The organism is Rhodococcus daqingensis, from assembly GCF_042665615.1.
Lineage (GTDB): Bacteria > Actinomycetota > Actinomycetes > Mycobacteriales > Mycobacteriaceae > Rhodococcus_G > Rhodococcus_G daqingensis.
On the sequence record NZ_JBHTCS010000030.1, the window covers coordinates 384,196 to 408,819 of the forward strand.

Consider the following 24,624-nt stretch of genomic DNA (forward strand, 5'->3'; position numbering starts at 1 on the left):
CCCGCCGTCGCTGTCGCGTCCAGGTTACCCAGCGGGGGAGAGGTGGCGGCCTCCCCGGGGCCGGACGCGCCGGTGCGGGACCGGCCAGGGGCGCATCGGGACCGCGATCGGTGAACCGATACTTTATTAGCCGTGAGTAGTACCTGGACTTTGCCCGACGATCTCGAACTGCCGATCCGCCCCGACTTCTTCCCTGCGCCCGGCGGGGCCCTGCCGCAGCACTGGTCGAAGTGCTTCGGATGCGGCGACGACCAGCCCGCCGGGATGGCGATGACCTTCACCGCGGGTGAGGGCCTCGAGGTCTCCGGCCGGCTGACCGTGGCGAACCGCTACCAGGGCGGCCCGGGTGTGATCCACGGCGGCATCCTGTCCGTCGCGTTCGACGAGGTGCAGGGCATGGCGTGCATGGTGCTCGGCGGGCCCGTGGTGACCGGACACCTGGAGATCGACTTCGCGAAGCCGATCCCGCTCGGTTCCGTGCTCGAGTTCCGTGCCCGCATCGACGGCATGATCCGGCGCAAGGTCTACACCACCTCCGAGGCCCGGATCGTCGAGGGCCCGACCGCGGGCGATGACATCGTCGCCACCTCCCGCGGCCTGTTCCTGACCATCAAGCCCGAGCACTTCCTGCCGATGAAGGATTTCGTCGACGGCGATGCGACCTCGCCGTTCGGGACGTCCTCCTCGCTGTAGCGCGACCGGGAGATCAGTCCGGCCGGGCCATCGTGCGCATCGCCTCCCGCAGGCTGCCCACCTCGGTGACCGCCATACCGGCCGGGTGCGGCCCGGACCCGGCCGGCACCACCGCGTGGGTGAATCCGAGGCGCTTGGCCTCGGCGAGCCGGCGACCGACCGCCGTGACCCGACGGACCTCACCGGCCAGGCCGACCTCGCCGAGCACCACGAGCCCGGTCGGCAGCGCGGTGTCGCGGTAGGCGGACGCCACGGCCAGCGCGAGCGCCAGGTCCGCGGACGGTTCGGTGACCCGCATGCCACCGACGGTCGCGGCGTACACCTCGCGGTCGTGGGTGCGAATATTGCCGTGCTTGGCCAGCACCGCCAGCACCATCGCCACCCGGGCGGCATCCATGCCGCTCACCGCACGGCGCGGCGAGGGGTTCTGGGTGGGCACCACCAGGCCCTGCACCTCGCCGAGCAGGGCCCGCTTGCCGTCCATCGTGACGGTCACCGCGGTGCCGGGAACGGTGTCGTCCCGGTGGTGCAGGAACAGCCCGGATGGATCGGCGACGCATTCGATGCCGTCCTCGTGCAGTTCGAAACAGCCGACCTCGTCGGCGGAGCCGAACCGGTTCTTCACCCCCCGCAGCATCCGCAGCGTGGAGTGCCGGTCGCCCTCGAAGTGCAGCACGACGTCCACCAGGTGTTCGAGCGCGCGCGGTCCGGCGACGGCGCCGTCCTTGGTGACGTGCCCGATCAGCAGCACCGGGATGCCGCTGGTCTTGGCGAGGGTGGTCAGCGCGGCGGTGATCGCGCGGACCTGGGTGACGCCGCCGGTGACGCCCTCGACGTCGGCGGCGAGCATGGTCTGCACCGAGTCGACGATCAGTAGCGTCGGCTTGACCTGTTCGACGTGGCCGAAGATCGTCGCCAGGTCGGACTCGGCCGCGAGGAACACCCGGTCGTGCACCGCGCCCGTGCGGTCGGCCCGCAGCCGGACCTGACCGGCCGATTCCTCGCCGGTGACATACAGCGAGCGGTCGTCGGGGCCGCGGCGGGCCCACCGGTGGACGACCTCGAGCAACAGCGTGGACTTGCCGACGCCGGGTTCGCCGGCCAGCAGTACCACCGATCCGGGCACGATGCCGCCGCCGAGCACCCGGTCGAGTTCCGGGACGCCGGTGGGCTTAGCCTTGCTGATGGTTGCGCTGACCTGAGACAACGGCGTGGCGGGGGAGTTGGGGACCAGGGCCGTGCCCGCACGTGCGGAGGTCGAGCCGGGCCGATTGGCGACCGCCGCCGGCGCCGGCGCGGCCTCCTCGATCGAGCCCCACGACCCGCAGTCGGGGCAGCGGCCGACCCATTTGGCCATCGAGTGCTGACAGGACGAGCACCGAAAGCTCGATTTGGGTTTGGCCACGACAGCAGCCTAGGGGTGGGGTCCGACAGCGAGCACGACCGGCGCGACCGGTTGCTCGGGCCTCTTGTTGCAACCGGTGGCCCGAGCATGCCCCGGCTTTAGCAGACCGTCAGGTTGTTCGGGAGTTTTCTTTTCCGGGTATCCAAACTAAGGGGGCGACTGAATGTCTCTTGGCGCCGTCAGCACTGCTGGCAGGTCCCCGATTATGAGGCCAACCCTCGCGGTGGCGACGTCTCGGGCGTGGTCGGTGGGTTCGAGGGTGTAGGTGCGTTCCATCTGCGCGAAAGGGCGAGCCGCAGACGTTGAGTGCCTCATCGGATCGTTCATACGGCCGGCGGGCCTCATCGGGCTGAGCAGCGCAATATCGACTGGTGAGGACGCCAGCCCCGTGACATCTGGGAAAACGAGTATGGGACTACTCGTTCACCGAGTCGCTGTGGCGGTTCAAAATGGGAGCTACTGCCCGCATCAAGTTCCTTCGTTCCGTAGTGAGGCAATATGGACCCGCCGATGGTGCGTCGGAAGCCAAACGCGACCGCGGGGTTGACGATGTGGCACGTGGGCTCATCGCGGCTCAACGACGCGTGCTGTTCGTGGGCTGTGTGATCAGATGTCGCGCGTCTTCCTGAGTCATTCGAGACGGGACAATCGTCACGCGATCGCATTGAAGCGCTGGCTCGAGCAGGCCGAGCCGGGGTTGGCCGACGAGATTTACCTCGATCTGGATCCCGAAACCGGTATCCAGACGGGGATGCGGTGGACGGAGGCGCTTTGGCAGGTGAACGCGCGCTGCGAGGCGGTGATTTGCCTGCTGTCGAGCAGCTGGGCGACCTCTGCGGAGTGTCACGCCGAGTACCGTCAGGCCGAGGGCATGCACAAACCGATCTTCTGTGCGCGGATTGAAGCATACGACGAAAATGATGTGACCCGTGCGTGGCAGAGCTGCGACCTGTTCGGGGACGGCCCTGCGGCTGAGGTCGTCGTCGACGGTGATGAGCAGCCGGTGCGGCTGCAGGTCGACGGGCTGCATCGGCTGCTGGCGGGGCTGCGGGCGGCAGGGATCGGCGCCGACAGTTTCGCGTGGCCGCCGCCCGGAGACCCGGACCGATCGCCATATCGGGGTTGGCAGCCGCTCGAATCAGTCGATGCCGCAGTCTATTTCGGACGGGACGCACAGATCATGCGTGCGCTGGACGAACTTCGCGAAATGCGTGTCGCGGGCAGCGAGCGGATGTTCGTCATTCTCGGGCCGTCGGGGGTCGGGAAGTCGTCGTTTCTGCGTGCCGGTCTGCTGCCCCGCCTGCGCCGCGACGACCGACGGTTCTTGACGATGACTGTGGTGCGCCCGCAACGTCATACGCTTACCGGCGAGACCGGTCTGGCCCGCTCGATCCATGACCTCCGCAAGGAGGTCGGTCTGATCGAGCCGAGCCTGGGTGAGATCAAGAACGCGATCTCCGACGACGGCACGGTCCGGGCCTGGCTGGCCGAGGCGGCCGTGGCCGCGCGCAACCGGCTGTTAGATGCGCCGGCGTCCACGACGCCGCCGACCCTGGTGCTGCCGCTCGACCAGACCGAGGAGTTGTTCGGTGCCGATGCGGGGGAAGAGGGGCCAGCATTTCTGGAGCTGCTTGGCTGGCTGTTGAGCGACGTCGATTCGACCGGGCTGGACATGATCGTGGTCGCCACGATTCGCTCGGATCGGTATGAGCCACTGCAGACCGCGCCGCAGTTGTCGGCCGTGCAGAGTCACCTGTTCGACCGGTTGAAGGCGATGCCGCAGGCTCAGTTCACCGAGGTCATTTGCGGGCCCGCCCGACGGGCAGCGGAGTCGGGATCCAGGTTCGACCTTGCTCCGGAGCTCGTCGACCGACTCGCCAAGGACGCGTCCGGCGGGGCCGACACGTTGCCGCTATTGGCGTTGACCCTGTCGCGGCTCTATGAGGACTATGCCGGCGGCGAGGATGCCGTCACCGTCGACCGCTACGAGGCGATGGGCGGGATGCGCCGAGTAGTGCAGAACGAAATCGACAACCTGCTGTCGGCGGATCCGGCAGAGCGCTCCGAGCAGCTTGATCGATTGCATGACGCCTTTATTCCCTGGCTGGCGACGGTGAATTCGGACACCGATCAACCGATGCGCCGTATCGCGCGCTGGGCTGACCTGCCAGAGCACAGCCACGCGCTGCTGAACGCTTTCATCGGTCGGCGGCTGCTGGTCAAGGGAGAGCGTGATGGCCAGATCGTTGTCGAGGCAGCGTTGGAGAGTCTGCTGCATCAGTGGGACGAGCTGGCGGGCTGGTTACGTGCCGAATCGTCGGACCTGCGCGACGCCGACGCGACCGAGCGGGCCGTCGTCGCGTGGGAGCGAAGCGGCCGTCACGACGACTGGCTGCTCGACGGTGAACGGCTGGCCCGGGCAGAAACATTAAGTGCACGGCCGGGATTCGGAGCACGCCTCAACCCCGCCGGTGAGTTCCTGCTCGCGTCGCGGCGGCGGGTCAACGAAAGGCTGGAGAACGAGAAGTCCGCGGCGGAAGCGCATGCGCGCTCGCTGCGGCGGCGCTCACAGGTGCTGGCCGCGCTGCTCGCGGTGATCGTCGTCGTTGCGGCCGTCGCCGTCATCAACCTCAACCGAGCACAATCCGCCGAGCAGCAGGCCCGCCAACAGGCCCAGGAGGCGATCGCGGCAAACCTCGTCGGGCAGTCACGCGCGATGCTCGGCGGTGCCCGGTTGGGCGGTGACCGGCGCGCGATACAGCAAATGCTCGCAGCTGAGACCTTGGCGCCCGGATCGGATCCGGATGCCTTGCTGAACACGCTGATCGACACACGCCGTTTGGTGCAGGTCATCACGGCACCTTCGGACGTCAACGGCGTCGCGATCAGTCCCGATGGCCGACTGGTCCTTTCGGCCGGCGATGACGGCCTCATCCGCAGGTGGGACCTCGAATCCGGGGAGCCGGTCGGAGATCCGCTGGAAGGTCACTCGGAGAAGGCTTTGGGCGCCGAGTACACCAGGAACGGGCAATGGATTGCCGCGGTCGCCGCGGACAAGTCCGTGCGCATTTGGGATGCGCATACCGGCGCCGCCGTGCACATGCTGACGGGTCTCGGCGACGACGTGTCAAGTATCGCCATCAGCCCCGATGGAGCCCTGCTCGCTACAGGGCACCGCGATGGCACGGCCCGGCTGTGGAAGGTGGAAACCGGCGAGCAGTTGGGCGAGCCGATTCGCGGACACAACGGCTGGGTATATGTGGTCGCATTCAGCCCGGACGGGTCCCGGCTGGCCACCGGCGGAGTAGACGGCGCGGTGCGGCTCTGGCACGTCAGCACCCACCTACCGGCGGCCCCGCCGCTGCCCACCCACAAGGGTCCTGTCGTCGATGTGGAGTTCAGCCCTGACGGCCGACGGATCGCGTCGATGAGCTATCTGATCGGCAGCGACCCGAGTGGTACGGCAACATTGGCCGACGGAGCCCCTATACCCCATGCATTGCAGCTGAACATCACCGACGCCGACACGGGCAGGCCATTCGTTGACGGGCTGACCGAATTCGGTTATGGGGCCGACGACTTGGCGTTCAGCCCCGACGGGCGACGGGTCGCCATCGGGGGCCCCGATGGCAGAATCCGCGTGCGCGACGCCGACACCGGGGTGGCGGTCGGGCCACCCCTGAGCGGTCACACAGATGCTGTCAAAGTGGCCTACAGTCGCGACGGCACTCGGATCATTAGCGGCGGTGACAATACGATCCACGTGTGGGCAGCCGAGCCCGATCAACGGATCGGGACACGGCTGCCGGGCCTCGCATCTGCAGGGTTCGCGCCCGCTGCGGTCAGTCCCGACGGGCGCATCGCCGCGACACGTGACGCGGAGAACGAATCCGACATCGCGTTGTGGCGGATCGACACCGGCGAGCTCGTACGCACGATTGCAACCGGCCACGTCGGGTATGTCTCCGCCCTGGCATGGCGTCCGGATGGGCAGGCCATCGCATCCGCCGACGTTCTCGCCAATACGGCCCGGATCTGGGATGCGCAGACGGGTGAGCCCGAAAGTCCGCCCCTGACCGGCCCCGCCACGACCATCGCAGGTCTGACCTTCAGCCGGGACGGGCATCGCCTCGCCGCCTCCGGCGGCGAATCCGACCCCTGGCTCTGGGATGTCGGAACGCGCCCACCTCGCGGCAGAGCGCTACCGGTCGAGGAAGACTTTGTGTCCACCGTCGGGTTCAGTGCCGACGGGCACCGGCTGATCACCGTGGCGCCGACGCATTTCGCCTCCGGCGACCCGAGCAGGGTGGAGGAGACCGGCAATGTCTTCGACTCACCCGAAATGACGCCGTCAGCTGTCCGGGTGTGGGACACTGACACCGGCGAGCCTGCTGGCCCACCCGTCACCGCTCGCGGCGGCCGCGTGATGGACCTCGCGGAACGAGGGGACGAAGTGCCGATCAGCGCCGCCGCGATCAGCCCCGACGGCCAACGCGTTCTGGTAAGCACCACTAAGGGGCTGCGCCTGCATGATGTGGCCACCGGTGAGCTGGTCGGAGAACCGTGGATCGGGCAAACCAAAGGCGACGAATCAGTCGGTAGCGTCGCCTTTAGTCCCGACGGAACCTACGCCGTTTCCGCCGGCACAACATCGCAACTGCAGCTTTGGGAAGTCCAGGCCGCCCGGCCGGTCGGCAACCCAATGGGCGGCCACACCGGTAGCGTGATTGGCCTGGCCTTCACCGGCGACGGCAGGAACATCGTGTCCCGCGGAGTGGACGACGGCTGGGTGCTGTCGCCCGGCCCCAGCAGCTGGCGCGACGAACTCTGCGACAAGCTCACCGCCAACATGACCCGAGCCGAATGGGACGAATGGGTGTCGCCGACCATCGAGTACCGAGACCCCTACCCCTGCCCCTTGCTGGACGTGCCCGAGTGATCCGCTGACAGCCCTGTTCTCCGCTACGCCCGAACCTGGTGCTGCGGCCAGGCTGTCCTCGGGAAGGCGCAGGCCCGCCGGCCGGTTTTCCGCCCGACCTCGACGCCGGCCCGCGTCGTCGACTACCGCTCTCGACGTCCTCCGCAACCGAGGTTGCGCTGGGTACGTCAAGTTTGGTACGGACCCGCTGGAGGGTGAGATGGCCTCAGCCTTCCTTTCCGCAGCTGACGCCGCCCCCGGACCCGGTGACGACTTCGTCGCTTTTACTCGGGTTGGGTGGTGCGCCGGGCCTCACCGACCTCGGCTCGCAACCCGCCGGCGAGTAGTCAAACCAGAACGGCCCCCGACGCAATGCGTCGGGGGCCGTTCTCGTGAACCGTGGGGACTAGTGTCCGCCGCTGCCGAGGGGCTTGGCATCGGCATTGCCGGACTTGTCCGACTCGTGGCGCTCGGTCGCCGGCCCGGCATCGACCGGCACCGAGACGACGATGTCGCCCGCCCGCTCGAAGCTGAAGGTGATCGGGACCGTCAGGCCGGGGTAGACGCCCTCGTTGATGTCGTCGAGCACCACCAGGATCAGCTGGGTGGGGTCCTCGGGGTCGTCGAGGACGGTCGCGGCGCGCACGCCCGCGCCGAGGGAGGTCTGCGGATCGATGACCCGGCCGCCCACCTCGCCCGCGATGGTGACCGAGCCGGCGGCCTCGGTGGTGATCTTGGTCAGGCGGTCGGCCTTCACCTCGCTGTTGTTCACAGCGGTGAACGCGAGGGCGGCCTTGCCACCCGGTTCGAGGCTGTACTCCTCGCTGTCGGGGTACAGGATGTGCACGTTGCGCAGGGAGATATCGCCCTGGTTGGCGTAGTTGCCATTCACGGCCGCGACCTGCGTCGCGGTCTGGGTGATCTGGCCCGCGCTGCAGGCGGACAGCGAGATCGCCGCGGCTGCGGCCAGGGCAACGGCGGTCGCGACTCGTCGAGTCGGCGCATTCAGGGCTGTCACGGGTTGTCCTCCACGGCGTCGGGTCGTACTCCACTAGGCAGAGTAGTAGTCAGCTCCGTGGACCGGGTCCCGGGGTCGTCCTTCGGGGCGTCGTGGCGGGGTCGCGGCGGGCGAAACCCGAGGCCAGATGGTCGGTTTGGGCCCCGCTGGATGCACGTTCAGGTCCGGCTGTCAACCCCTCCGATCACCCCACTGTGCCCCTGACCAGGGCCGTTGGAGACTGTGCCGTCGGGCCCCGTGTTAAACTGTGAAGATCGAAAGGGGCACGGGACAGATGATTTTTAAGGTCGGAGACACCGTCGTATACCCCCACCACGGAGCGGCGCTGATCGAGGCAATCGAAACTCGCACCATCAAGGGTGAACAAAAGGAATATCTCGTTCTCAAGGTCGCTCAGGGCGACCTGACCGTCCGGGTCCCCGCGGATAACGCCGAGTACGTCGGCGTCCGTGATGTTGTTGGGCAGGAGGGCCTGGACAAGGTCTTCCAGGTGCTGCGCGCGCCGCACACCGAGGAGCCGACCAACTGGTCGCGCCGGTACAAGGCCAACCTCGAGAAGCTCGCCTCCGGCGATGTGAACAAGGTTGCCGAGGTCGTCCGCGACCTGTGGCGTCGCGAGCAGGACCGCGGGCTGTCGGCAGGTGAGAAGCGGATGCTCGCCAAGGCACGTCAGATCCTCGTCGGTGAGCTCGCGCTCGCCGAGGGCACCGACGACGCCAAGGCCGAGATCATCCTCGATGAGGTTCTCGCAGCAGCGTCCTGACAGATGAACAACGTGACTGACCCGGCCGAAGTGCGCAGCGGAGGCCGGGTCATTGCTTTGGTGCCCGCTGCCGGGCGCGGGGAGCGTCTCGGGGAGGGCATCCCGAAGGCGTTCGTCACCCTGTGCGGTGTTTCCATGCTCCGGCTCGCGGTCGACGGGCTGATCGAGTCCGGAGTCGTCGACCGCGTGGTGGTGATCGTGCCCGCCGACCGGATCGATTCGGTGCGCGCCGAACTCCCCGAGGGCGTCGACGTCGTCGCCGGTGGCGCCGAGCGGACAGACTCGGTGCGCGCGGGGATCGCGGCCGCCGAGGATGCGGACCTGCTGCTCGTGCACGATGCCGCCCGTGCCCTGACCCCGCCGTCCCTGATCGCCCGCGTCGTGGCCGAGCTGCGCGCCGGCCGCGACGCCGTGGTTCCCGCCCTGCCGGTCTCGGACACCATCAAGACGGTGGACCTGCTCGGCGCGGTCACCGGCACCCCGGACCGCTCGGAACTGCGAGCCGTGCAGACGCCGCAGGGATTCACCGCGGATCTGCTTCGGCGTGCCTACGCGGCCGCCGACTCGCTGGCCACCGACGACGCGGGCCTCGTCGAGAGGATCGGCGGGCGGGTCCGGACCATCGTCGGGGATCCGATGGCCTTCAAGATCACCACCCCGCTGGACCTGGCGTTGGCCAGGGCGCTGGCGAACGACGAACCGATCGAGCAGTAGGGAGCCGGGCAACCGTGCGAGTGGGAATCGGCACCGACGTCCATCCGATCGAGGTCGGCAGGCCGTGCTGGATCGCCGGGCTGTTGTTCGCCGACGCGGACGGCTGCGCCGGTCACTCGGACGGCGACGTCGCCGCGCACGCGCTGTGCGACGCCCTGTTGTCGGCGGCGGGCCTGGGCGATCTCGGTTCGGTGTTCGGCACCGGCAGGCCGGAATGGGGCGGGGCGAGCGGCGCGGTGCTGCTGACCGAGGTGCGCAGGCTGATCGAGACCGAGGGCCTGCGGATCGGCAACGCCGCGGTCCAGGTGATCGGCAACAGTCCCAAGATCGGTCCCCGTCGGGCGGAGGCGCAGGACGTGCTCTCCGAGGTGCTCGGGGCCCCCGTCTCGGTCTCCGCGACGACCACCGACGGTCTCGGGCTCACCGGCCGGGGCGAGGGCATCGCGGCCGTCGCGACCGCGCTGGTACTTGACGCCGGTTCGGGCCGGTAAGATTGCACGTCGTGACCCTGCGCCTATTCGACACCGAGACGCGGGCCCTGCGTGATTTCCTTCCGCTGGTGCCCGGACACGCGTCTATCTATCTGTGTGGGGCGACCGTCCAGGGCGAGCCGCACATCGGCCATGTGCGCAGCGGCGTCGCGTTCGACGTGCTGCGGCGCTGGCTGCTCGCACACGACTACGACGTCGCGTTCATCCGGAACGTCACCGACATCGACGACAAGATCCTGAACAAGGCCGCCGACGCCGGCCGGCCCTGGTGGGAGTGGGCGGCGACCTACGAGCGCGCCTTCGACTGGGCCTACAGCCGGCTCGCCGTGCTGCCGCCCTCGGCGGAGCCGCGCGCGACCGGCCACGTGACCCAGATGGTCGAGATGATGCAGCGCCTGATCGACGCGGGCCACGCGTACGCGGCGGCCGGTGACGTCTACTTCGACGTGCTCAGCTACCCGCAGTACGGCGCGCTGTCCGGGCACAAGCTCGACGACGTGCACCAGGGCGAGAGCGCGGCCGAGGGCAAGCGTGACCCGCGGGACTTCACGCTGTGGAAGGCCGAGAAGCCGGGGGAGCCGTCCTGGCCGACGCCGTGGGGGCGCGGTCGGCCGGGCTGGCACCTGGAGTGCTCGGCGATGGCGGAGGCCTACCTGGGGTCGGAGTTCGACATCCACTGCGGTGGCCTGGACCTGGTGTTCCCGCACCACGAGAACGAGCTGGCGCAGAGCCGGGCGGCGGGCGACGGGTTCGCCCGGTACTGGCTGCACAACGGCTGGGTCACCATGGGCGGCGAGAAGATGTCGAAGTCGCTCGGCAACGTGCTGTCCGTGCCGAACGTGCTGAGGAAGGTTCGGCCGCAAGAACTCCGGTACTACCTGGGCGGGGCGCACTACCGTTCCATGCTCGAGTACTCCGATCACGCGCTGGAGGTGGCCGCGGAGTCCTACCGCGGGCTGGAGGCCTTCATCCTGAAGACCCGCGAGCGGGCGGGCGAGGTCCCGGTCGGCAAGTGGACCGAGGGTTTCGCGGCCGCGCTCGACGACGACCTCGCGGTGCCGAAGGCACTGGCCGAGATCCACGGCAGCAAGACCGAGGGGAACAAGGCTCTCGACGCAGGCGACCTGAGCGCGGCGGTGGAGATCGCCTCCCAGGTGCGGGCCATGATGGGCATCCTCGGGGTGGACCCGCTCGACCCGCACTGGGCCGACGAAGCCGACGACGGGTCGGCAGCCCACGCGGCGCTCGATGTTCTGGTCCGCGCGAATCTCGATGCGCGCCAGGAGGCGAAGGCGGAGAAGGACTGGGCCGCCGCCGACGAGATCCGGGACCGGCTCGCCGCGGCGGGCGTCGAGGTCACCGATACACCGAACGGACCCGAGTGGTCCCTCAAGACGAACCACAACGAAGCGGGACTGTGATGGCTGGCAATTCGAGCAGGCGCGGCGCCGTCCGCAAGAGCGGCACAAAGAAGGGTCAGGTCACCGGGTCCGGCGGCAAGGGCAGGCGGAGCCTCGAGGGGCGTGGGGCCACCCCGCCCGCGATCGAGCGCACCAAGCACCCCGCGGCCAAGCGGGCCCGGGCGGCGGCCAAGGCCGCGAGCACCGCTGGCAGGCCGGGCGGCAGCGCCCCGCGTGGGCGCGGCGGCTCGCCGCGCAAGGGCGACGACGGCCCCGAGAACGTGTTGGGTCGGAACCCGGTCCTGGAGTGCCTGCGGGCCGGCGTGCCCGCGACCGCGCTCTACGTCGCGGTCGGTACCGAGAGCGACGAGCGGCTCACCGAGAGCGTGCAGCTGGCGGCCGACGCGGGCATCTCGATCCTCGAGGTCCCGCGCACGGACCTGGACCGGATGAGTGCCAACGGGCTGCACCAGGGCGTCGCACTGCAGGTGCCCCCGTACCGGTACGCGCACCCGGACGATCTCATCGCCGAGGCCCGCAAGCAGCAGGAGCCCGCGCTGCTGGTGGCACTGGACAACATCACCGATCCGCGCAACCTGGGCGCCGTGGTGCGGTCGGTGGCGGCCTTCGGCGGTCACGGCGTGGTCATCCCGCAGCGCCGCAGCGCCAGCGTCACCGCGGTGGCGTGGCGCACCAGTGCGGGTGCGGCGGCCCGGCTGCCCATCGCGCAGGCCACCAACCTGACCCGGACGCTGAAGGACTGGGCGGCCAAGGGCGTGCAGATCGTCGGCCTCGACGCCGGGGGCGACACCACCCTCGACGAGTACGACGGCACCGGACCCGTGGTCGTGGTCGTCGGCTCGGAAGGCAAGGGCCTGTCCCGCCTGGTCCGCGAGACCTGTGACTCCATCCTCAGCATCCCGATGGCGGGCCCGGTCGAGTCGCTCAACGCCTCGGTCGCCGCGGGCGTCGTGCTCGCCGACATCGCCCGCCAGAGAAGGCGATAGGCGGCTGCGCCGCCCGTGCGCGATTGACGACCCTCTGGGGCTGCACCTCGCGCACAGTGCCTGACCAGGAGGTTTCCGTGGTCGACTCGACTGTCTGGCGGGAATTCGGCACGCCCCTGGTCGAGCCGACCGGGCGGGGACCGCTGGACGGGATGACCGTCGCGGTCAAGGACCTGTTCGACGTCGCCGGGTACCCGGTGGGTGCGGGCAATGAGCAGTGGCTGGCCGAATCCCGACCGGCGACGGCGACTGCGCCGGCCGTCGCCGCCCTGCTCGACGCGGGCGCGGCGATCGCCGGGATCGCTCGCTGCGACGAGTTCGGCTACAGCCTGGCCGGCACCAACCCGCACTACGGGACACCGCCCAATCCGCGTGCGCCCGATCGGATTCCGGGTGGTTCCAGCTCCGGTTCCGGCAGCGCCGTCGCCACCGGTGCGGCCACCGTCGGGTTGGGCACCGACACCGCCGGGTCGATCCGGGTCCCCGCCTCCTTTCTCGGGTTGTACGGGATCCGGCCGACGCACGGCGCGATCGTTCACGACGGCGTGCTCCCGCTGGCCCCGAGCTTCGACACGGTCGGATGGCTGGCCCGCGACCCGGACACGCTGCTCGCAGTGGGCCAGGTGCTGCTGCCCGCGGCGCAGGCGCGGCCGTTCGGGCGCGTGATCGTGTCCGACGACTTGACCGCGATCGCGTCGCCGCCGGTACGCGCGGCGGTCGACGCGGGCGTGGCCGCGTTGGAATCCGGTCCGGGTCTGCCCCCGATCGAGCGACTGCGACTGGACGTCGGCGGGCTCGGTGGCTGGGCGCACGCGTTCCGGATCGCTCAGGGCGCAGAGGCCTGGCGGGCGAACGGCGCGTGGATCGCCCGGCACCGCGACAGTCTCGGCGCCGACGTGCGGTCTCGGTTCGAAGCGGCCTCGAAACACACTCGGGCGCAGTGGATCCGGGCGTCGGACGAGGTGCGGCGGATAGGTGCCGCGATCGACCACCTGCTGGGCGACGACCTGTTGTTGCTACCGTCGGCGTCCTCGCTGCCGCCCACCCGGGAGCAGGCGACGATCGGTGGGCCGGTGATCGAGGCGGCCCGCGCCGCGACCTTCGAGCTGACGTGCATCGCCGGGTTGAGCGGACGGTGCGCGGTGAGCGTGCCGCTGCCCACCGACGACGGGATCCCGGTCGGGTTGTCCGTCATCGGGCCGCGCGGGCGTGATCTGGATCTACTGCGGCTGGCCCGCGCCCTGGTGCGCGCCCTTCAGCCTGGCTGAGGCGAGCTGCTAACGCGCTCGAATCGCACCTGTGCGCCAGGCACCAGCTGCGCGGCCCCGCCCAGGTCGACATCGACGACCACCGCGATCACCGGATATCCGCCGGTCACCGGATGATCCGCCAGGAACAGCACCGGCTGCCCGCCGCTCGGCACCTGCAGCGAGCCGGGCACCAGGCCCTCGCTCGCCAGCTCGGCGGTGCCGAGGCGCCGCAGCGGTTCGGCGCCCCGCAGCCGCGCGCCCACCCGGTTGCTGTCCGTCGACACCGTCCACGCCTGGCCGAACAGGGTGGCGACGGCGTCGCCGCCGAACAGGTCCGCCCGTGGCCCGAGCCGGACGCGCAACCGCGCGGGCGAGGGGGAGGTCGGCGGCGGCGGGATGATCTCGTCGGCGGGCCAGTCCCCGCTCAGCACGCCTGCGGGGAGGCGGTCGCCCGCTCGCACCGGCTCCGGGCCCAGCCCGGCGAGGGTGTCGGTCGCGCGACTGCCCAGCGTCGGCCGGACGTCCACCCCGCCACGCACCGCCAGGTAGCAGCGCAGGCCTTCCGTCGCGTTGCCGAGCGACAGGACATCGCCGTCGGCCAGGTGCACGGTGCTGTAGTCGGCGGTCGGGGCGTGGTTGACCGTCAGCGGGACGCGCGCCCCGGTGACCGCCACGGTCAGGCGGCCGTGGGCGCGGACAGCGAGCCCGCCGAGCGTCACCTCCACGGTCGCCGCCCGGGGATCGTTGCCCACCAATCGGTTTGCGCTGTCGTGTGATCCGCGGTCGGCGGCGCCCGACGCGCCGACGCCGAGCGCGCCGAATCCGGGCCTGCCACGGTCCTGGACCGTGGTCAGGGCCCCTGTGCGCAACACCTCGAGCCAAGCCACCCGATGATTGTCACCCATCGCCCGGCCGCGACAGTACGATCGCCGGATGGTCACCGCCGCGCTCTACGGGCTGGGAACAGCCGTGCCGTTGTTCATCGGCGCGATGGTGGGGCTTCGCTACGACCTGCCGCGTCCGCTGCTGGCGGCCCTGATGGCCTTCGGCGCCGGCACCATGGTCGCGGCGGTCTCGACGGAGCTGTTCCAGCCCGCGTTCGAGGCCGAGGGCGTGCTGATCGCCGGAACCGCCCTGATGGCGGGCGCACTCGTCTACGTGGTGTCCGATCACCTCATCGAGAACAAGCTCGGTGCGGCGGCCCTCGGTTGGGCGTTGATGCTGGGCGCCCTGCTCGACGGCATCCCGGAGAACACCGCGCTGGGTGTCTCGCTGAGCGCGGGTGGTGGCCTCGTGCTGCTCGTCGCGGTCGCGGTCGGCAATGTGCCCGAGGCGGTCGCGGGCGCTGCGTCGATGCGTGAGCAGCCGAATTTCAACCGCGGCCGGGCGGTGCTGCTGTGGTCGGTGACCGCCATCGTGCTGGTGCTGGTGGTGGTCGGCGCGCACGCTGCTGCCGACGCCATTCCGGATCGGCAGATCGCGGTCATCCAGGCGTTCGCCGGTGGGGCGACGATCGCGGTGCTCGCGGATTCGCTGATGCCGGAGGCATATCGGGAGGGCGGTTGGTGGGTCGGATTGTCCACCGCGCTGGGGTTTCTCGTCGCCTTCGCGCTCGGCGGCTAGCGCCCGCCCGCCCCGCCGCCCCCCCGCCCAACCCGCCCCGCCCCGCCCGCTGCGCCCCGCCTAACCCGCCCCGCCCCGCCCCGCCCGGTCCGCCGAGCGTGCACCTTCCGTCGCCGCCACGCGGGCGATGCTCCGGCAACTGCACGCTCGACGGGCCACCCGCGAATTGACCTCGACCGCACTTGAGGTTCTAGCCTGGTTGCCATGGCGTCGACCGACATCACGACCTCGCGACCCGACCGCGGCTGGCGGCAGTTGCTCGGCCCGGACCACCTCGGACCGATGGTGGTGCTGGCCGGTGGTGTCGCGCTGTACGCGATCAACATCTACCTGACCACCAGCCTGCTCCCGTCCGCCGTCGACGAGATCGGGGGAGTCCGGTTCTACGCGTGGGCGACCACGATCTTCCTTGTCGCGTCGGTGATCTCGGCGGTGCTGGTGAGCCGGCTGCTCGCGGCCGCGGGGCCGCGGGGCGCCTATCTCGTCGCGATCGGTCTGTTCGCGGCGGGCACCGTGGTGTGCGCCGCCGCACCCGACATGTTCGTGTTGCTCGCGGGGCGTGGCCTGCAGGGGTTCGGCGGTGGGCTGCTCAGCGGACTGAGCTACGCCCTGATCCGGTCCACCCTGCCTCAGCACCTGTGGGCCCGCGCCTCGGCGCTGGTCTCCGGGATGTGGGGCGTCGGGACATTCGTGGGACCCGCGCTGGGTGGCGTGTTCGCGCAGTTCGGTGCCTGGCGGCTGGCTTTCGTGGTCCTCGCGGTCCTGGCGGCCGGCATCGCGGCGATCGTGCCCAGGTACATCGCGGGTGATCGGATCGAGGGACGGAAGGTCGCGGTCCCGGCCGTCTCGATGCTGCTGCTGTCCGCGGCCGCGTTGCTGGTGAGCGTGGCGGGCATCGCGACGAGCGCGGCGCTGACCGCGGTCGGCGTGGTCGCCGGGGTGGCGCTGCTCCTCGTGTTCGTCGCGCACGAACGACGCTCGGCCAACCGAGTGCTCCCGGCCGTGACATTCGCGCCGCGAAATACCCTGAAGTGGACCTATGCGACGTTCGCGTTGCTGGCGGTCGCCTCGACCGCGGAGACGTTCGTGCCGCTGTTCGGTCAACGGCTCGGCGGCCTGGAACCGCTGGCGGCCGGGTTCCTCGGGGCGGCGCTCGCCGTCGGCTGGACCCTCGGCGAGATCTCCAGCGCGGGTGCCTCCCACCGGTCGACGGTGCGCGCCCTCGTCGTCACCGGTCCCGCGATGGTGGCGGTGGGTTTCCTGGTGGCGGCCGCGACTCAGCGTGGGGGTGCGACGGCGGGCGTGATCGGGGTCTGGGTCGCGGCGCTCGTGCTCGGCGGCGCCGGCATCGGGGTGGCGTGGCCGCACCTCGCGACCTTCGCGATGGGCGCCGCGGACGACGAGGTGGAGGGCGGCAAGGCGGCCGCCGCGATCAACACCGTGCAGTTGGTCGCCAACGCGGTGGGGTCTGCAATGGCCGGCGTCCTGGTGAATCTCGGTGGATCGATGGAAGATTCGGCGAAGCTGTTGTTCGGGTGCTTCGCCGTCTTCGCCGCCGCAGGGGTGTTGACCGCGTGGCGCAGCACGCGGCCGCGGGGCTCAGACCGCGACGAACCGGACCGTGTCTCCGGGCCGTAGCAGCGCGGGCGGTTCGCGGTCGACCTCCCACATCCGTTCGGTGGTGTGGCCGATCAGTTGCCAGCCGCCCGGCGACTTCCGCGGGTAGACACCGGAGAACTCGCCCGCCAGCCCGACCGCGCCCGCCGGCACCTCGGTCCGCGGGTCGTCTCGGCGGGGCACCCGCAGCCGGGGATCGCCGCCGACGAGGTACCCGAACCCGGGCGCGAACCCGGCGAATGCGACGGTCCAGTCGCTGCCCGTGTGAGCCGAGACGACGCCATCCGGCCCGAGGCCGGTCAGTTCGCCGACCGCGGAAAGGTCCGGTCCGTCGTAGTGGACGGGGATCCGTACCAGTGCACCCGCTTCCGTCGCCAGTCCGGTCGCGGGCCCGGTCTCGCGCAGCCAGCGTGCGATACCGGCTCGATCGGTGCGCTGGGGGTCGAACCGCACCAGGATCGTCCGGGCCGCCGGGACCAGGTCGACGATGCCGGCCGGGCGGCTGGCGTCCAGCGCCCGGTAGTGCGCGAGCACGGTATCGAGGTTTTCGAATTCGGCGAGCACCCCGCCGTCGCCGGCGTCGAGCAGGCGCATCAGACGAACGGCCCCACGCGAACGCCCGCGCCGTCGAGTCGCGCCCGGATGGCGGCGGCCATGGCCACCGCGGACGGCGAATCGCCGTGCACGCAGACGGATTCGGGCTGCGCGCCGAGCACCGTGCCTTCGACGGCCTCGATCTCCCCGTGCTCGACCATCCGCAGCACCCGCTCCGCGACGACCTCCGGATCCGCGAGCACCGCACCGGGCAGTCCGCGGGGCACCAGTTCGCCGGTCGGGGTGTAGCCGCGGTCGGCGAACGCCTCGGCCACCGTGCGCAGGCCCGCGGCCTCCGCCTCGGCCAGGAAGACCGAACCCGGCAGCCCCAACACCGGCAGGGTCGGGTCGTAGGCGACCACGGCCGCGACGACGGCGCGGGCCTGCTCGCGGTGATGCACGATTGCGTTGTACAGGGCGCCATGGGGTTTGACGTAGCCGACCGCGGAGCCGACGGTCTGCGCGAGGGCGTCCAGGCCACCGATCTGATAGATGACGTCCGCGGTCAGGTCCGCGGGCGCGATGTCGATGAAGCGGCGGCCGAAGCCGGCCAGGTCCCGATAGCCGACCTGCGCGCCGATCCGCACGGCCCGCTGCGCGGCGGACCTGCAGGTGCCCAGCAGTGTGGTCGGATCACCGGCGTGGAACCCGCACGCGACGTTCGCGCTGGTCACCAGGGTCAGCATGGCCTCGTCGTCGCCGAGTCGCCAGGCGCCGAAGCTCTCGCCGAGGTCGCTGTTGAGATCGATGGATGCCACGGCCTTCGATCCTAGGCCGCTCGGACCCAGGCCGCTCGGAGGGAACTCAGGCCGTGACCGGGACCCGTCCGGCGTTGCGGGCCCGGCGGGGTCCGACGAACCGGCAGATCAGGTAGATCACGAACGAGATGGTGGTGACGAAGCTCGACACCGGGACGCCGGGCGCCAGCGAGAGCAGGATGCCGCCGACCGCGGCTATCTCGGCGAACACGATCGACAGCAGCGTCGTCCGGAGCGGGCTCGAGGTGATCCGGGCCGCGGCGGCCGCGGGGGTGATCAACAGTGAGAGCACCAGCAGGGCGCCGACGATCTGGACGCCGAGCGCCGCTGCCACGCCGACGAGCACCGCGAACACGATCGCGAGCCCGCGAACCGGGACGCCGCGGGCCACCGCGACGTCCGGGTCGGTGCTCGCGAACAGCAGCGGGCGGTACACCACGACCAGCACCGCCAGCACCGCGACCGCGCACACCAGCAGCAGCTGGAGGCCGCTGTTGCCCACACCGACGATCTGGCCGACCAGCAGGGAGAAGCTGGTGCCGGTGCGCCCCGGATAGAGCCACATGAACAGCACGGACAGGCCGAGCCCGAACGAGAGGACCACGCCGATCACCGAGTCTCGTTCGCGCACTTTGGATCCGAGCAGTGCGAACAACACGGCGGCGAACACCGAGCCGACGATCGCACCGAGTCCGACGCTGATCCCGGCGAGCAGCGCGGCGGAGGCGCCGGTCAGCGACAGTTCGCTGGTGCCGTGCACCGCGAACGACATCTGCCTGCTGATGATCAGCGGACCGATCGCGCCCGCGAGCAGGCCGAGGATGGCCGCGGCGAGCAGGGCCTGCTGCACGAAGTCGTACTGCAGCAGGTCGACGGTGGCCTGCCAGTCGAACATCTTCGAAAACGTGTCGGCGAGCTTCTCGTTCATTCGTGTGCCTCGTGGTGGATGCCGTCGACGCCGGCGGAGCCGAGCGCGTCGATGGCGTCGCCGGTGCCGACGACGACGAGCCGTCCGCGCACGTGCAGCACCTCGACGTCGGTCTGATACAGCTCGGAGAGCACCTCCGAGGTCATCACCTCGGCGGCCGTGCCGATCCGGAAGCGCCCGTCGACCAGGTACAGCACGCGGTCGACCAGGGGCAGGATCGGGTTGATCTCGTGGGTGACGAACAGCACCGCGGTGTCGTGGCCGAGCCGGCGCTGGTTGATCAGGTCGGACACCCGGTGCTGGTTGGCCAGGTCCAGGCTGAGCAGCGGCTCGTCGCAGAGCAGCACCTTCGGATCGCCGACCAGTGCCTGCGCGACCCGCAGCCGCTGCTGTTCCCCGCCGGAGAGGGAGCCGACCGGCGCGTCGGCGAAGGCCTGGGCGCCCACCTGGTCGATGGCGTCGTCGACGATGATCCGGCGCGACCGGCGCGAGCGGAACCCGAGGCCCCAGCGGTGGCCGTCCACGCCGAGCCCCACCAGGTCGCGGCCGCGCAGCGGCAGGCCCTCGTCCATCGACTTCTGCTGCGGCACGTATCCGACATGGGAGTTCCCCGTCCGGGCGGGGGTTCCGGCGATCGTGGCGGTGCCGGCGGACAGCGGGAGCTGGCCGAGCAGGACCTTCAGGAGCGATGTCTTCCCGGACCCGTTGGGACCGAGGACCGCGACGAACTCGCCCTGCTCGACGCTCAGGTTCAGTTCGGACCACAGGGTGCGGTCGCCATAGGCCAGCCGGGCATGCCTCAGCTTGACGGCGGGTGTTCGGCTGACGCTCGGTGCGTCGGGAGCAGGGTGGGTCACGGGGCCATTCCGGGTCTGGTGATCACGAGGCTCATTGTTCGGCCAGCGTGACCGGCGGATTCGTTCTTCGGTGCGCGGCGGTGTCAGTGAGCGGCGTTCATGGCCGCAGCGAGCGCTTCGGCGGTTCGGGTCTGCCACTGAATGTAGTCGAATCCCTCGGGCAGGGTCTCGGTGACTTCGACGACCGGGATGCCCGCCGATTCGGCGGTTTCGCGGATGCTCTGGGTCGCCTTGTCCTGGGTCTGGCTGTTGTAGACCAGCACCTTCACCTTCTTGGCGGCGAGCAGGTCCCGCGTCGCGGCAACGGCGGCGGGCGGTGGGTCGTTGCCGTCCTCGATGGCCTTCGTGAAGTCCTCGGGGGTCTCGTCCCGGAGATCGGTGGCCACGAGCAGGTAGTGGGCGATCGGCTCGCTCTGCGCGACCGGCGCCTGCGGATGCCCGGCGGCGATGGAGCCGGTGATGGCCGTGATGGCGTGCAGTTGTTCGTGGAAGGTCGCGGCGTTGGCGGTGTACGCGGCGGCGTTCGCCGGGTCGATCGCGCCGAGCTCGGTGGCGATCTGGCTGGCGACGGCGTCCACGGTCGGGAGGTCGTACCAGACGTGCTCGTTCACGCCGCCGCTGTCGTGATCGTGGCCCGCATGCGAGTCGGGTTCGGACGCGGCGGGTTCCGCGGGGGCGGTCGTGGCGTCGGCCGGGGCGGCCGCGATCTCGGCGGTGTGGTCGTGGCCGTGGTCGCCGTGCAGGTCGGTCTCGGTGCCGTACAGGGCGAACGCGTCGACGGTGCGCTTGCCGGGGGTGCCGGCGAGTACGTCGTCGATGAACTCGTCGTATCCGCCGCCGTTGTAGACGACGAGGTCGGCGTCGGTGATGGCGGCGGCGTCCCGGGGGCTGGCCTCGAAGGAGTGCGGGTCCGCGGACGGGTCGGTGACGATCGAGGTGACGTCGGCCCGGTCGCCGGCGACGGCGGCGGCGACCGATCCCCAGACATCGGTGGACGCGACGATGTTGGCGCGCTGCCCGTCGGCGAGCGTGGTCGGGCCGGACCCGCCGTTCGGGTCGGACGAGCAGGCGGAGAGGGTCAATGCTCCCGCGAGCGCCAGGCCGACCGCGACACTCGCCGTCCGGCGCAGGGGCCGGGTCGGGGCGGTGCGCGGTGTCAGTTCTCCCAGAGGCATGGCCTAGATATTAATGGAAATCGTTTCCGTTGTACATTGGAGGGGGCGTGCTCGTGGTCACTCGCGCCATTGCGTACCGTCCCGTTATGCCCCGGTCCCGTCATCCGCGCCGCCAGGCGACGTTGGCGTCGCTCGCGGCGGAGCTCAAGGTCTCCCGAACCACGGTCTCCAACGCCTACAACCGCCCTGATCAGCTGTCCACCGAGCTCCGGGAACGGGTGCTCGAGGCGGCCAAGCGGCGTGGCTACCCGGGCCCGGATCCGGTTGCCCGCTCGCTGCGTACCCGCAAGGCCGGGGCGGTCGGCCTGCTGCTCACCGAGGCGTTGAGTTACTCCTTCCGGGATCCGGCCGCGATGAGCTTCCTGGCCGGGCTGGCGGAGTCGTGCGAGGCGGCCGGGCAGGGGCTGCTGTTGATCCCGGCCGGGCCGGGACGAGACGACGTCCAGTCCGCGGCGGTGGTCCAGCAGGCCGGGGTGGACGGGTTCGTCGTCTACTCGGTCGCCGACGACGATCCGTACCTGGCCGCGGTGCTCGAGCGGCGACTGCCGATGGTGATCTGTGATCAGCCGCGCGAGATCGAGGGTGCATCACTGGTCGGGATCGACGATCGCGGCGCGATGCGCAAGATCGCGGACTACCTACTGTCCCTGGGGCACAAGGACATCGGCGTCATCTGCATGAGGCTCGGCCGGGACCACCGGGACGGTGTAGCGGACTCCGCTCGGCTCGATTCACCCAACTTCCACGTCCAGCGCGAGCGGATCGCCGGCGTGCGCGACGCCCTCGCCTCGGCCGGGCTGGACCCGGGATCGTTGACGATCATCGAGCGAGCGGAGCACAGTTCCATGGCCGGTCACTCGGGGGCCGAGCAGGCGCTCGCGACCAATCCGCGGATCACCGCGCTGCTGTGCACCACCGACGTGCTCGCGCTCGGCGCCCTGGACTTTGCCCGCTGGCGCGGCATCGACGTGCCGGGCCAGCTGTCCATCACCGGATTCGACGGGGTCGACGAGGCGCTGCGCGAGGGCCTGACCACCGTCCGTCAGCCCGCGGAGGAAAAGGGCCGGCGAGCGGGGGCGTTGCTGCTGACGCCGTCGCACTCCGGTGTCGCGACGGTCGAGATGCTGGAGACCGAACTGGTGCGCGGTCACACCGCGGCCCCTCCGACCACCTGACAGGCGGCGGCGGACCCGTGGCGTCGACTCAGTAGCGGGCGAAGTTCTGGGTGGCCCAGGCCCAACCGTCCGGTCCGACGTGGTAACCCACGCCCATGTCGGTGATGTCGGGGTTCAGCATGTTCATGTTGTGGCCAGGTGACCTGATCCACTGCTGAACGAGCTCCTCGGCGGAGGCCCCCTTCCAGTTCTGGAGGACGTTCTCCGAGGCGAGTTGCCAGCCGCGCGGGATCTCCTTGCTATACGCCGGGTTGTGCGACAACTTCCCGGCCTGACCGAGCCGGGTGCTCCAGGCCTGGGCCACCTCCGAGATGTCCGCGTTCACCTTCAGCGTCGGTAGGCCGTTCCGTGCGCGGTGGTCGTTGGTCAGTTTCGCGATGTCCGCCGACATCTGGTCGGCCGCAAGGTCGGCCGACGATGAGCCCAGGGACGTTTCGCAGGCCGAGGATCCGAACGGCGACTCGGGCTGCTGCATGAGGCTGCACGAAGGTGAGCTCCAGCCGACCGCGTCGGCCGAGGCTGTCGTGGGTCCAGCGAGTACGCCACCCACGACGGCCGCCGAGATCAAGCCGACGCGAAAGAAATCCCATGGTGAACGAATAGCTCTGCGCTCCTACAGTATTGGGAAACGTTACGCGCATCGCATGTGAGCTGTCCATCAGGAGATGGTGGGTGCTGCCGAGATGTACCGAGCGTGCGGCGATCGGGAACGGGGAGACTTGGCCAGCTAGCCCCGGAACACCAGCAGCGGCACGTGCAGCTCGGCGGACGTCAGCGATCCGTGGTGACCGATCAGCATGGACTGGAGGGGCTCGGCGCCCGTCCGGATCAGTGCGCTCGATCCGCGGGCGATCGCGATCACGTCACCGATCCGCTCCGTGGCCGCGGGGGTGACGGTCGGGCCGAACCAGCCTTTGTCGATCGCCTCGGCGCGGGTCAGCACCGCGAACTCGTCGCCGAGGCGATCCCGCCACGTTCGGGCCACCTGGTCGGCGGCGCCATCGTCCGTGTAGACGTGCCGGGCCCTGGGCTCCCCACCGATCAGGCGGACGCCCTCCCTGAGGTCGGCCGACGCGTCGATGTCCACGGGGGACCGCACCTCGACCATGCCGTGATCGGCGGTGACGACCAGCGCGCCGTCGCGGGGCAGCCGTTCCGCGAGCTGCCGCGCCATCAGGTCGACCTGCGCCAACTCGAGGACCCAAGCGGGCGACGCCGGCCCCCTGGCGTGGCCGGTCAGGTCCAATTCACCGTGGTACGCGTACACCAGCGAGCGCGAACCCAGGCGCAGCGCGTTCGCTGACGCGTCGACCAGGTCGCCGAGCGAGAAGCTCGGCAGAAACTCCCCGCCGCGTAGCGCGGCCCGGGTGAGCCCGGAACCGCCCTGATAGGGCGGGGCCACCCTCGACACGGTGACCCCATCCGCGGCGGCGCGCTCGAAGGCGGTCGGGCTCGGCTGGAACTCCTCGGGGACCAACTCCTTGAGCAGGTCTACCCGTGGGCCTTCGCCATGCAGGCGCCACTTGAGCGGATTCATCAGCCGGTCCTGTCCGGGCGCGGGGATGAGGTAGCCGACCACCCCGTGCTGCCCGGCCGGGACTCCGGTACCGAGCGAGGCGAGGCTGGTCGCAGTGGTCGTGGGAAAACCCGCGGTCAGGATGGGCCCGAGTCTGCTCGAGAGAAAGGGCGCGGCCTCGGGGTGGGACGCCAGCAGTTCGGCACCGAGCCCGTCGATCAGCAGAACGCAGACTCTGGAGACGCCGGAGAGGTCGAGGCCGATCCGATCCGTTTCGCCGGCCACGCCGAGATGAGCGAGCACGGAGGGAACAAGGTCGGACAGCGTCGCCTGGCCGTACCGCGGTGCGAGGAGCATGACGCCAGGCTATCCGTGGGGGCCGGAAACGGACCTGAACTGAGCTCCGTTTCCGGCGTAGCGTGCTGACCTGCGGATTTGACGCTGTGTTTCTGTTCGCGTAACTTTTGTCGAGTCAGAGCGACACGGACACCGACCCGGGCCGAGAGGCCGGGGACACGAGGTTGGACGTAGGCGCCTGGTAATCCTTGAAGTTGTAGCCGGTTTCGATCGGTTGTGCTTCGTTGCCTTCACAATCTGGCGGGTGCGGTTTTGACCGGGTCTGCTCGATGAGATAGGCTGGAACAGTTGCCCCGGAGTGACCGAGAACGTGTTTCTCGGTGGCGATGGTGTGTGCGTGTTCTTTGAGAACTCAACAGTGTGCC

The 24,624-nt window shown here is 70.1% G+C and carries 21 protein-coding genes; 11 read left to right on the plus strand and 10 right to left on the minus strand.

The annotated features are described in order from the left end of the window. Window positions 1–132 precede the first annotated feature (132 nt). The gene (locus tag ACFQS9_RS26235) at window positions 133–693 is read left to right on the plus strand and encodes a PaaI family thioesterase (protein ID WP_378409463.1); all 561 of its coding nucleotides are present in this window, start codon (window positions 133–135) and stop codon (window positions 691–693) included. Window positions 694–706: 13 nt separating this feature from the next. On the opposite strand, the gene radA is transcribed toward ACFQS9_RS26235, so the two are convergent. Beyond that, the gene (gene radA, locus ACFQS9_RS26240; RefSeq protein ID WP_378409464.1) at window positions 707–2,098 is read right to left on the minus strand and encodes a DNA repair protein RadA; all 1,392 of its coding nucleotides are present in this window, start codon (window positions 2,096–2,098) and stop codon (window positions 707–709) included. Between the two features lie 610 nt (window positions 2,099–2,708). Here radA and ACFQS9_RS26245 point away from each other — a divergent pair. Continuing rightward, window positions 2,709–7,037: an nSTAND1 domain-containing NTPase gene (locus tag ACFQS9_RS26245; protein ID WP_378409465.1), complete on the plus strand. Its 4,329-nt coding sequence runs from the start codon at window positions 2,709–2,711 to the stop codon at window positions 7,035–7,037. Window positions 7,038–7,422: 385 nt separating this feature from the next. On the opposite strand, the gene ACFQS9_RS26250 is transcribed toward ACFQS9_RS26245, so the two are convergent. Then, entirely contained in the window at window positions 7,423–8,034 is a 612-nt protein-coding gene (locus ACFQS9_RS26250) for a copper chaperone PCu(A)C domain-containing protein (RefSeq protein ID WP_378409466.1), read from the minus strand. Window positions 8,035–8,308: 274 nt separating this feature from the next. On the opposite strand from ACFQS9_RS26250, the gene carD reads away from it, so the two are divergent. From carD to ACFQS9_RS26280, 6 genes are all read left to right on the plus strand, one after another. Further along, on the plus strand, window positions 8,309–8,797 hold the full coding sequence (gene carD, locus ACFQS9_RS26255) for an RNA polymerase-binding transcription factor CarD (protein WP_007528440.1): 489 nt from the start codon (window positions 8,309–8,311) through the stop codon (window positions 8,795–8,797). A 3-nt stretch (window positions 8,798–8,800) separates the two neighbouring features. Then, complete coding sequence (gene ispD / locus ACFQS9_RS26260; RefSeq protein ID WP_378409467.1) at window positions 8,801–9,511, plus strand: 2-C-methyl-D-erythritol 4-phosphate cytidylyltransferase; 711 nt, start codon at window positions 8,801–8,803, stop codon at window positions 9,509–9,511. A gap of 14 nt (window positions 9,512–9,525) precedes the next feature. Continuing rightward, window positions 9,526–10,002: a 2-C-methyl-D-erythritol 2,4-cyclodiphosphate synthase gene (gene ispF / locus ACFQS9_RS26265; protein WP_378409468.1), complete on the plus strand. Its 477-nt coding sequence runs from the start codon at window positions 9,526–9,528 to the stop codon at window positions 10,000–10,002. Between the two features lie 11 nt (window positions 10,003–10,013). Then, window positions 10,014–11,423 carry a cysteine--tRNA ligase gene (gene cysS / locus ACFQS9_RS26270; protein ID WP_378409469.1) on the plus strand — a complete coding sequence of 470 codons (1,410 nt, stop codon included), beginning with the start codon at window positions 10,014–10,016 and terminating at the stop codon, window positions 11,421–11,423. Further along, window positions 11,423–12,409, plus strand: coding sequence for a 23S rRNA (guanosine(2251)-2'-O)-methyltransferase RlmB (rlmB, locus tag ACFQS9_RS26275; RefSeq protein ID WP_378409470.1), 987 nt, complete (start codon window positions 11,423–11,425; stop codon window positions 12,407–12,409). Before cysS ends, rlmB begins: the two co-directional genes overlap by 1 nt. Window positions 12,410–12,486: 77 nt before the next feature. Beyond that, the gene (locus tag ACFQS9_RS26280; protein ID WP_378409471.1) at window positions 12,487–13,677 is read left to right on the plus strand and encodes an amidase; all 1,191 of its coding nucleotides are present in this window, start codon (window positions 12,487–12,489) and stop codon (window positions 13,675–13,677) included. Here the strand turns inward: ACFQS9_RS26280 and ACFQS9_RS26285 are convergent. Beyond that, the gene (locus ACFQS9_RS26285; RefSeq protein WP_378409472.1) at window positions 13,665–14,546 is read right to left on the minus strand and encodes a 5-oxoprolinase subunit C family protein; all 882 of its coding nucleotides are present in this window, start codon (window positions 14,544–14,546) and stop codon (window positions 13,665–13,667) included. The two genes, ACFQS9_RS26280 and ACFQS9_RS26285, sit on opposite strands and share 13 nt — an antisense overlap. A gap of 46 nt (window positions 14,547–14,592) precedes the next feature. On the opposite strand from ACFQS9_RS26285, the gene ACFQS9_RS26290 reads away from it, so the two are divergent. Together ACFQS9_RS26290 and ACFQS9_RS26295 are read left to right on the plus strand one after the other, a co-directional pair. After that, window positions 14,593–15,282 carry a ZIP family metal transporter gene (locus ACFQS9_RS26290; RefSeq protein WP_378409473.1) on the plus strand — a complete coding sequence of 230 codons (690 nt, stop codon included), beginning with the start codon at window positions 14,593–14,595 and terminating at the stop codon, window positions 15,280–15,282. A 204-nt stretch (window positions 15,283–15,486) separates the two neighbouring features. Further along, window positions 15,487–16,920, plus strand: a complete 1,434-nt coding sequence (locus tag ACFQS9_RS26295) for an MFS transporter (protein ID WP_378409474.1) — start codon at window positions 15,487–15,489, stop codon at window positions 16,918–16,920. Here the strand turns inward: ACFQS9_RS26295 and ACFQS9_RS26300 are convergent. The 5 genes from ACFQS9_RS26300 to ACFQS9_RS26320 all read right to left on the minus strand — a co-directional run bounded on the left by ACFQS9_RS26300 (window position 16,882) and on the right by ACFQS9_RS26320 (window position 21,211). After that, window positions 16,882–17,493: a 5-oxoprolinase subunit B family protein gene (locus ACFQS9_RS26300; RefSeq protein WP_378409475.1), complete on the minus strand. Its 612-nt coding sequence runs from the start codon at window positions 17,491–17,493 to the stop codon at window positions 16,882–16,884. The genes ACFQS9_RS26295 and ACFQS9_RS26300 overlap by 39 nt on opposite strands. Continuing rightward, window positions 17,493–18,251, minus strand: coding sequence for a LamB/YcsF family protein (locus ACFQS9_RS26305; protein ID WP_378409476.1), 759 nt, complete (start codon window positions 18,249–18,251; stop codon window positions 17,493–17,495). The genes ACFQS9_RS26300 and ACFQS9_RS26305 overlap by 1 nt, the downstream gene beginning before the upstream one ends. Window positions 18,252–18,297: 46 nt before the next feature. Further along, window positions 18,298–19,179 (minus strand): metal ABC transporter permease, encoded by an 882-nt coding sequence (locus ACFQS9_RS26310; RefSeq protein WP_378409477.1) that lies wholly within the window; start codon window positions 19,177–19,179, stop codon window positions 18,298–18,300. Next, window positions 19,176–20,036 carry a metal ABC transporter ATP-binding protein gene (locus ACFQS9_RS26315; RefSeq protein WP_378409478.1) on the minus strand — a complete coding sequence of 287 codons (861 nt, stop codon included), beginning with the start codon at window positions 20,034–20,036 and terminating at the stop codon, window positions 19,176–19,178. Before ACFQS9_RS26315 ends, ACFQS9_RS26310 begins: the two co-directional genes overlap by 4 nt. A gap of 83 nt (window positions 20,037–20,119) precedes the next feature. After that, the gene (locus ACFQS9_RS26320) at window positions 20,120–21,211 is read right to left on the minus strand and encodes a metal ABC transporter solute-binding protein, Zn/Mn family (RefSeq protein WP_378409479.1); all 1,092 of its coding nucleotides are present in this window, start codon (window positions 21,209–21,211) and stop codon (window positions 20,120–20,122) included. A gap of 86 nt (window positions 21,212–21,297) precedes the next feature. Between ACFQS9_RS26320 and ACFQS9_RS26325 the strand changes: the two genes are divergently transcribed. Further along, window positions 21,298–22,386 (plus strand): LacI family DNA-binding transcriptional regulator, encoded by a 1,089-nt coding sequence (locus ACFQS9_RS26325; protein WP_378409480.1) that lies wholly within the window; start codon window positions 21,298–21,300, stop codon window positions 22,384–22,386. A gap of 28 nt (window positions 22,387–22,414) precedes the next feature. Here the strand turns inward: ACFQS9_RS26325 and ACFQS9_RS26330 are convergent, their stop codons facing one another. Together ACFQS9_RS26330 and ACFQS9_RS26335 are read right to left on the minus strand one after the other, a co-directional pair. Beyond that, on the minus strand, window positions 22,415–22,861 hold the full coding sequence (locus tag ACFQS9_RS26330) for a CAP domain-containing protein (protein ID WP_378409481.1): 447 nt from the start codon (window positions 22,859–22,861) through the stop codon (window positions 22,415–22,417). Between the two features lie 252 nt (window positions 22,862–23,113). Beyond that, complete coding sequence (locus ACFQS9_RS26335) at window positions 23,114–24,259, minus strand: alkaline phosphatase family protein (protein ID WP_378409482.1); 1,146 nt, start codon at window positions 24,257–24,259, stop codon at window positions 23,114–23,116. Window positions 24,260–24,624 lie beyond the last annotated feature (365 nt).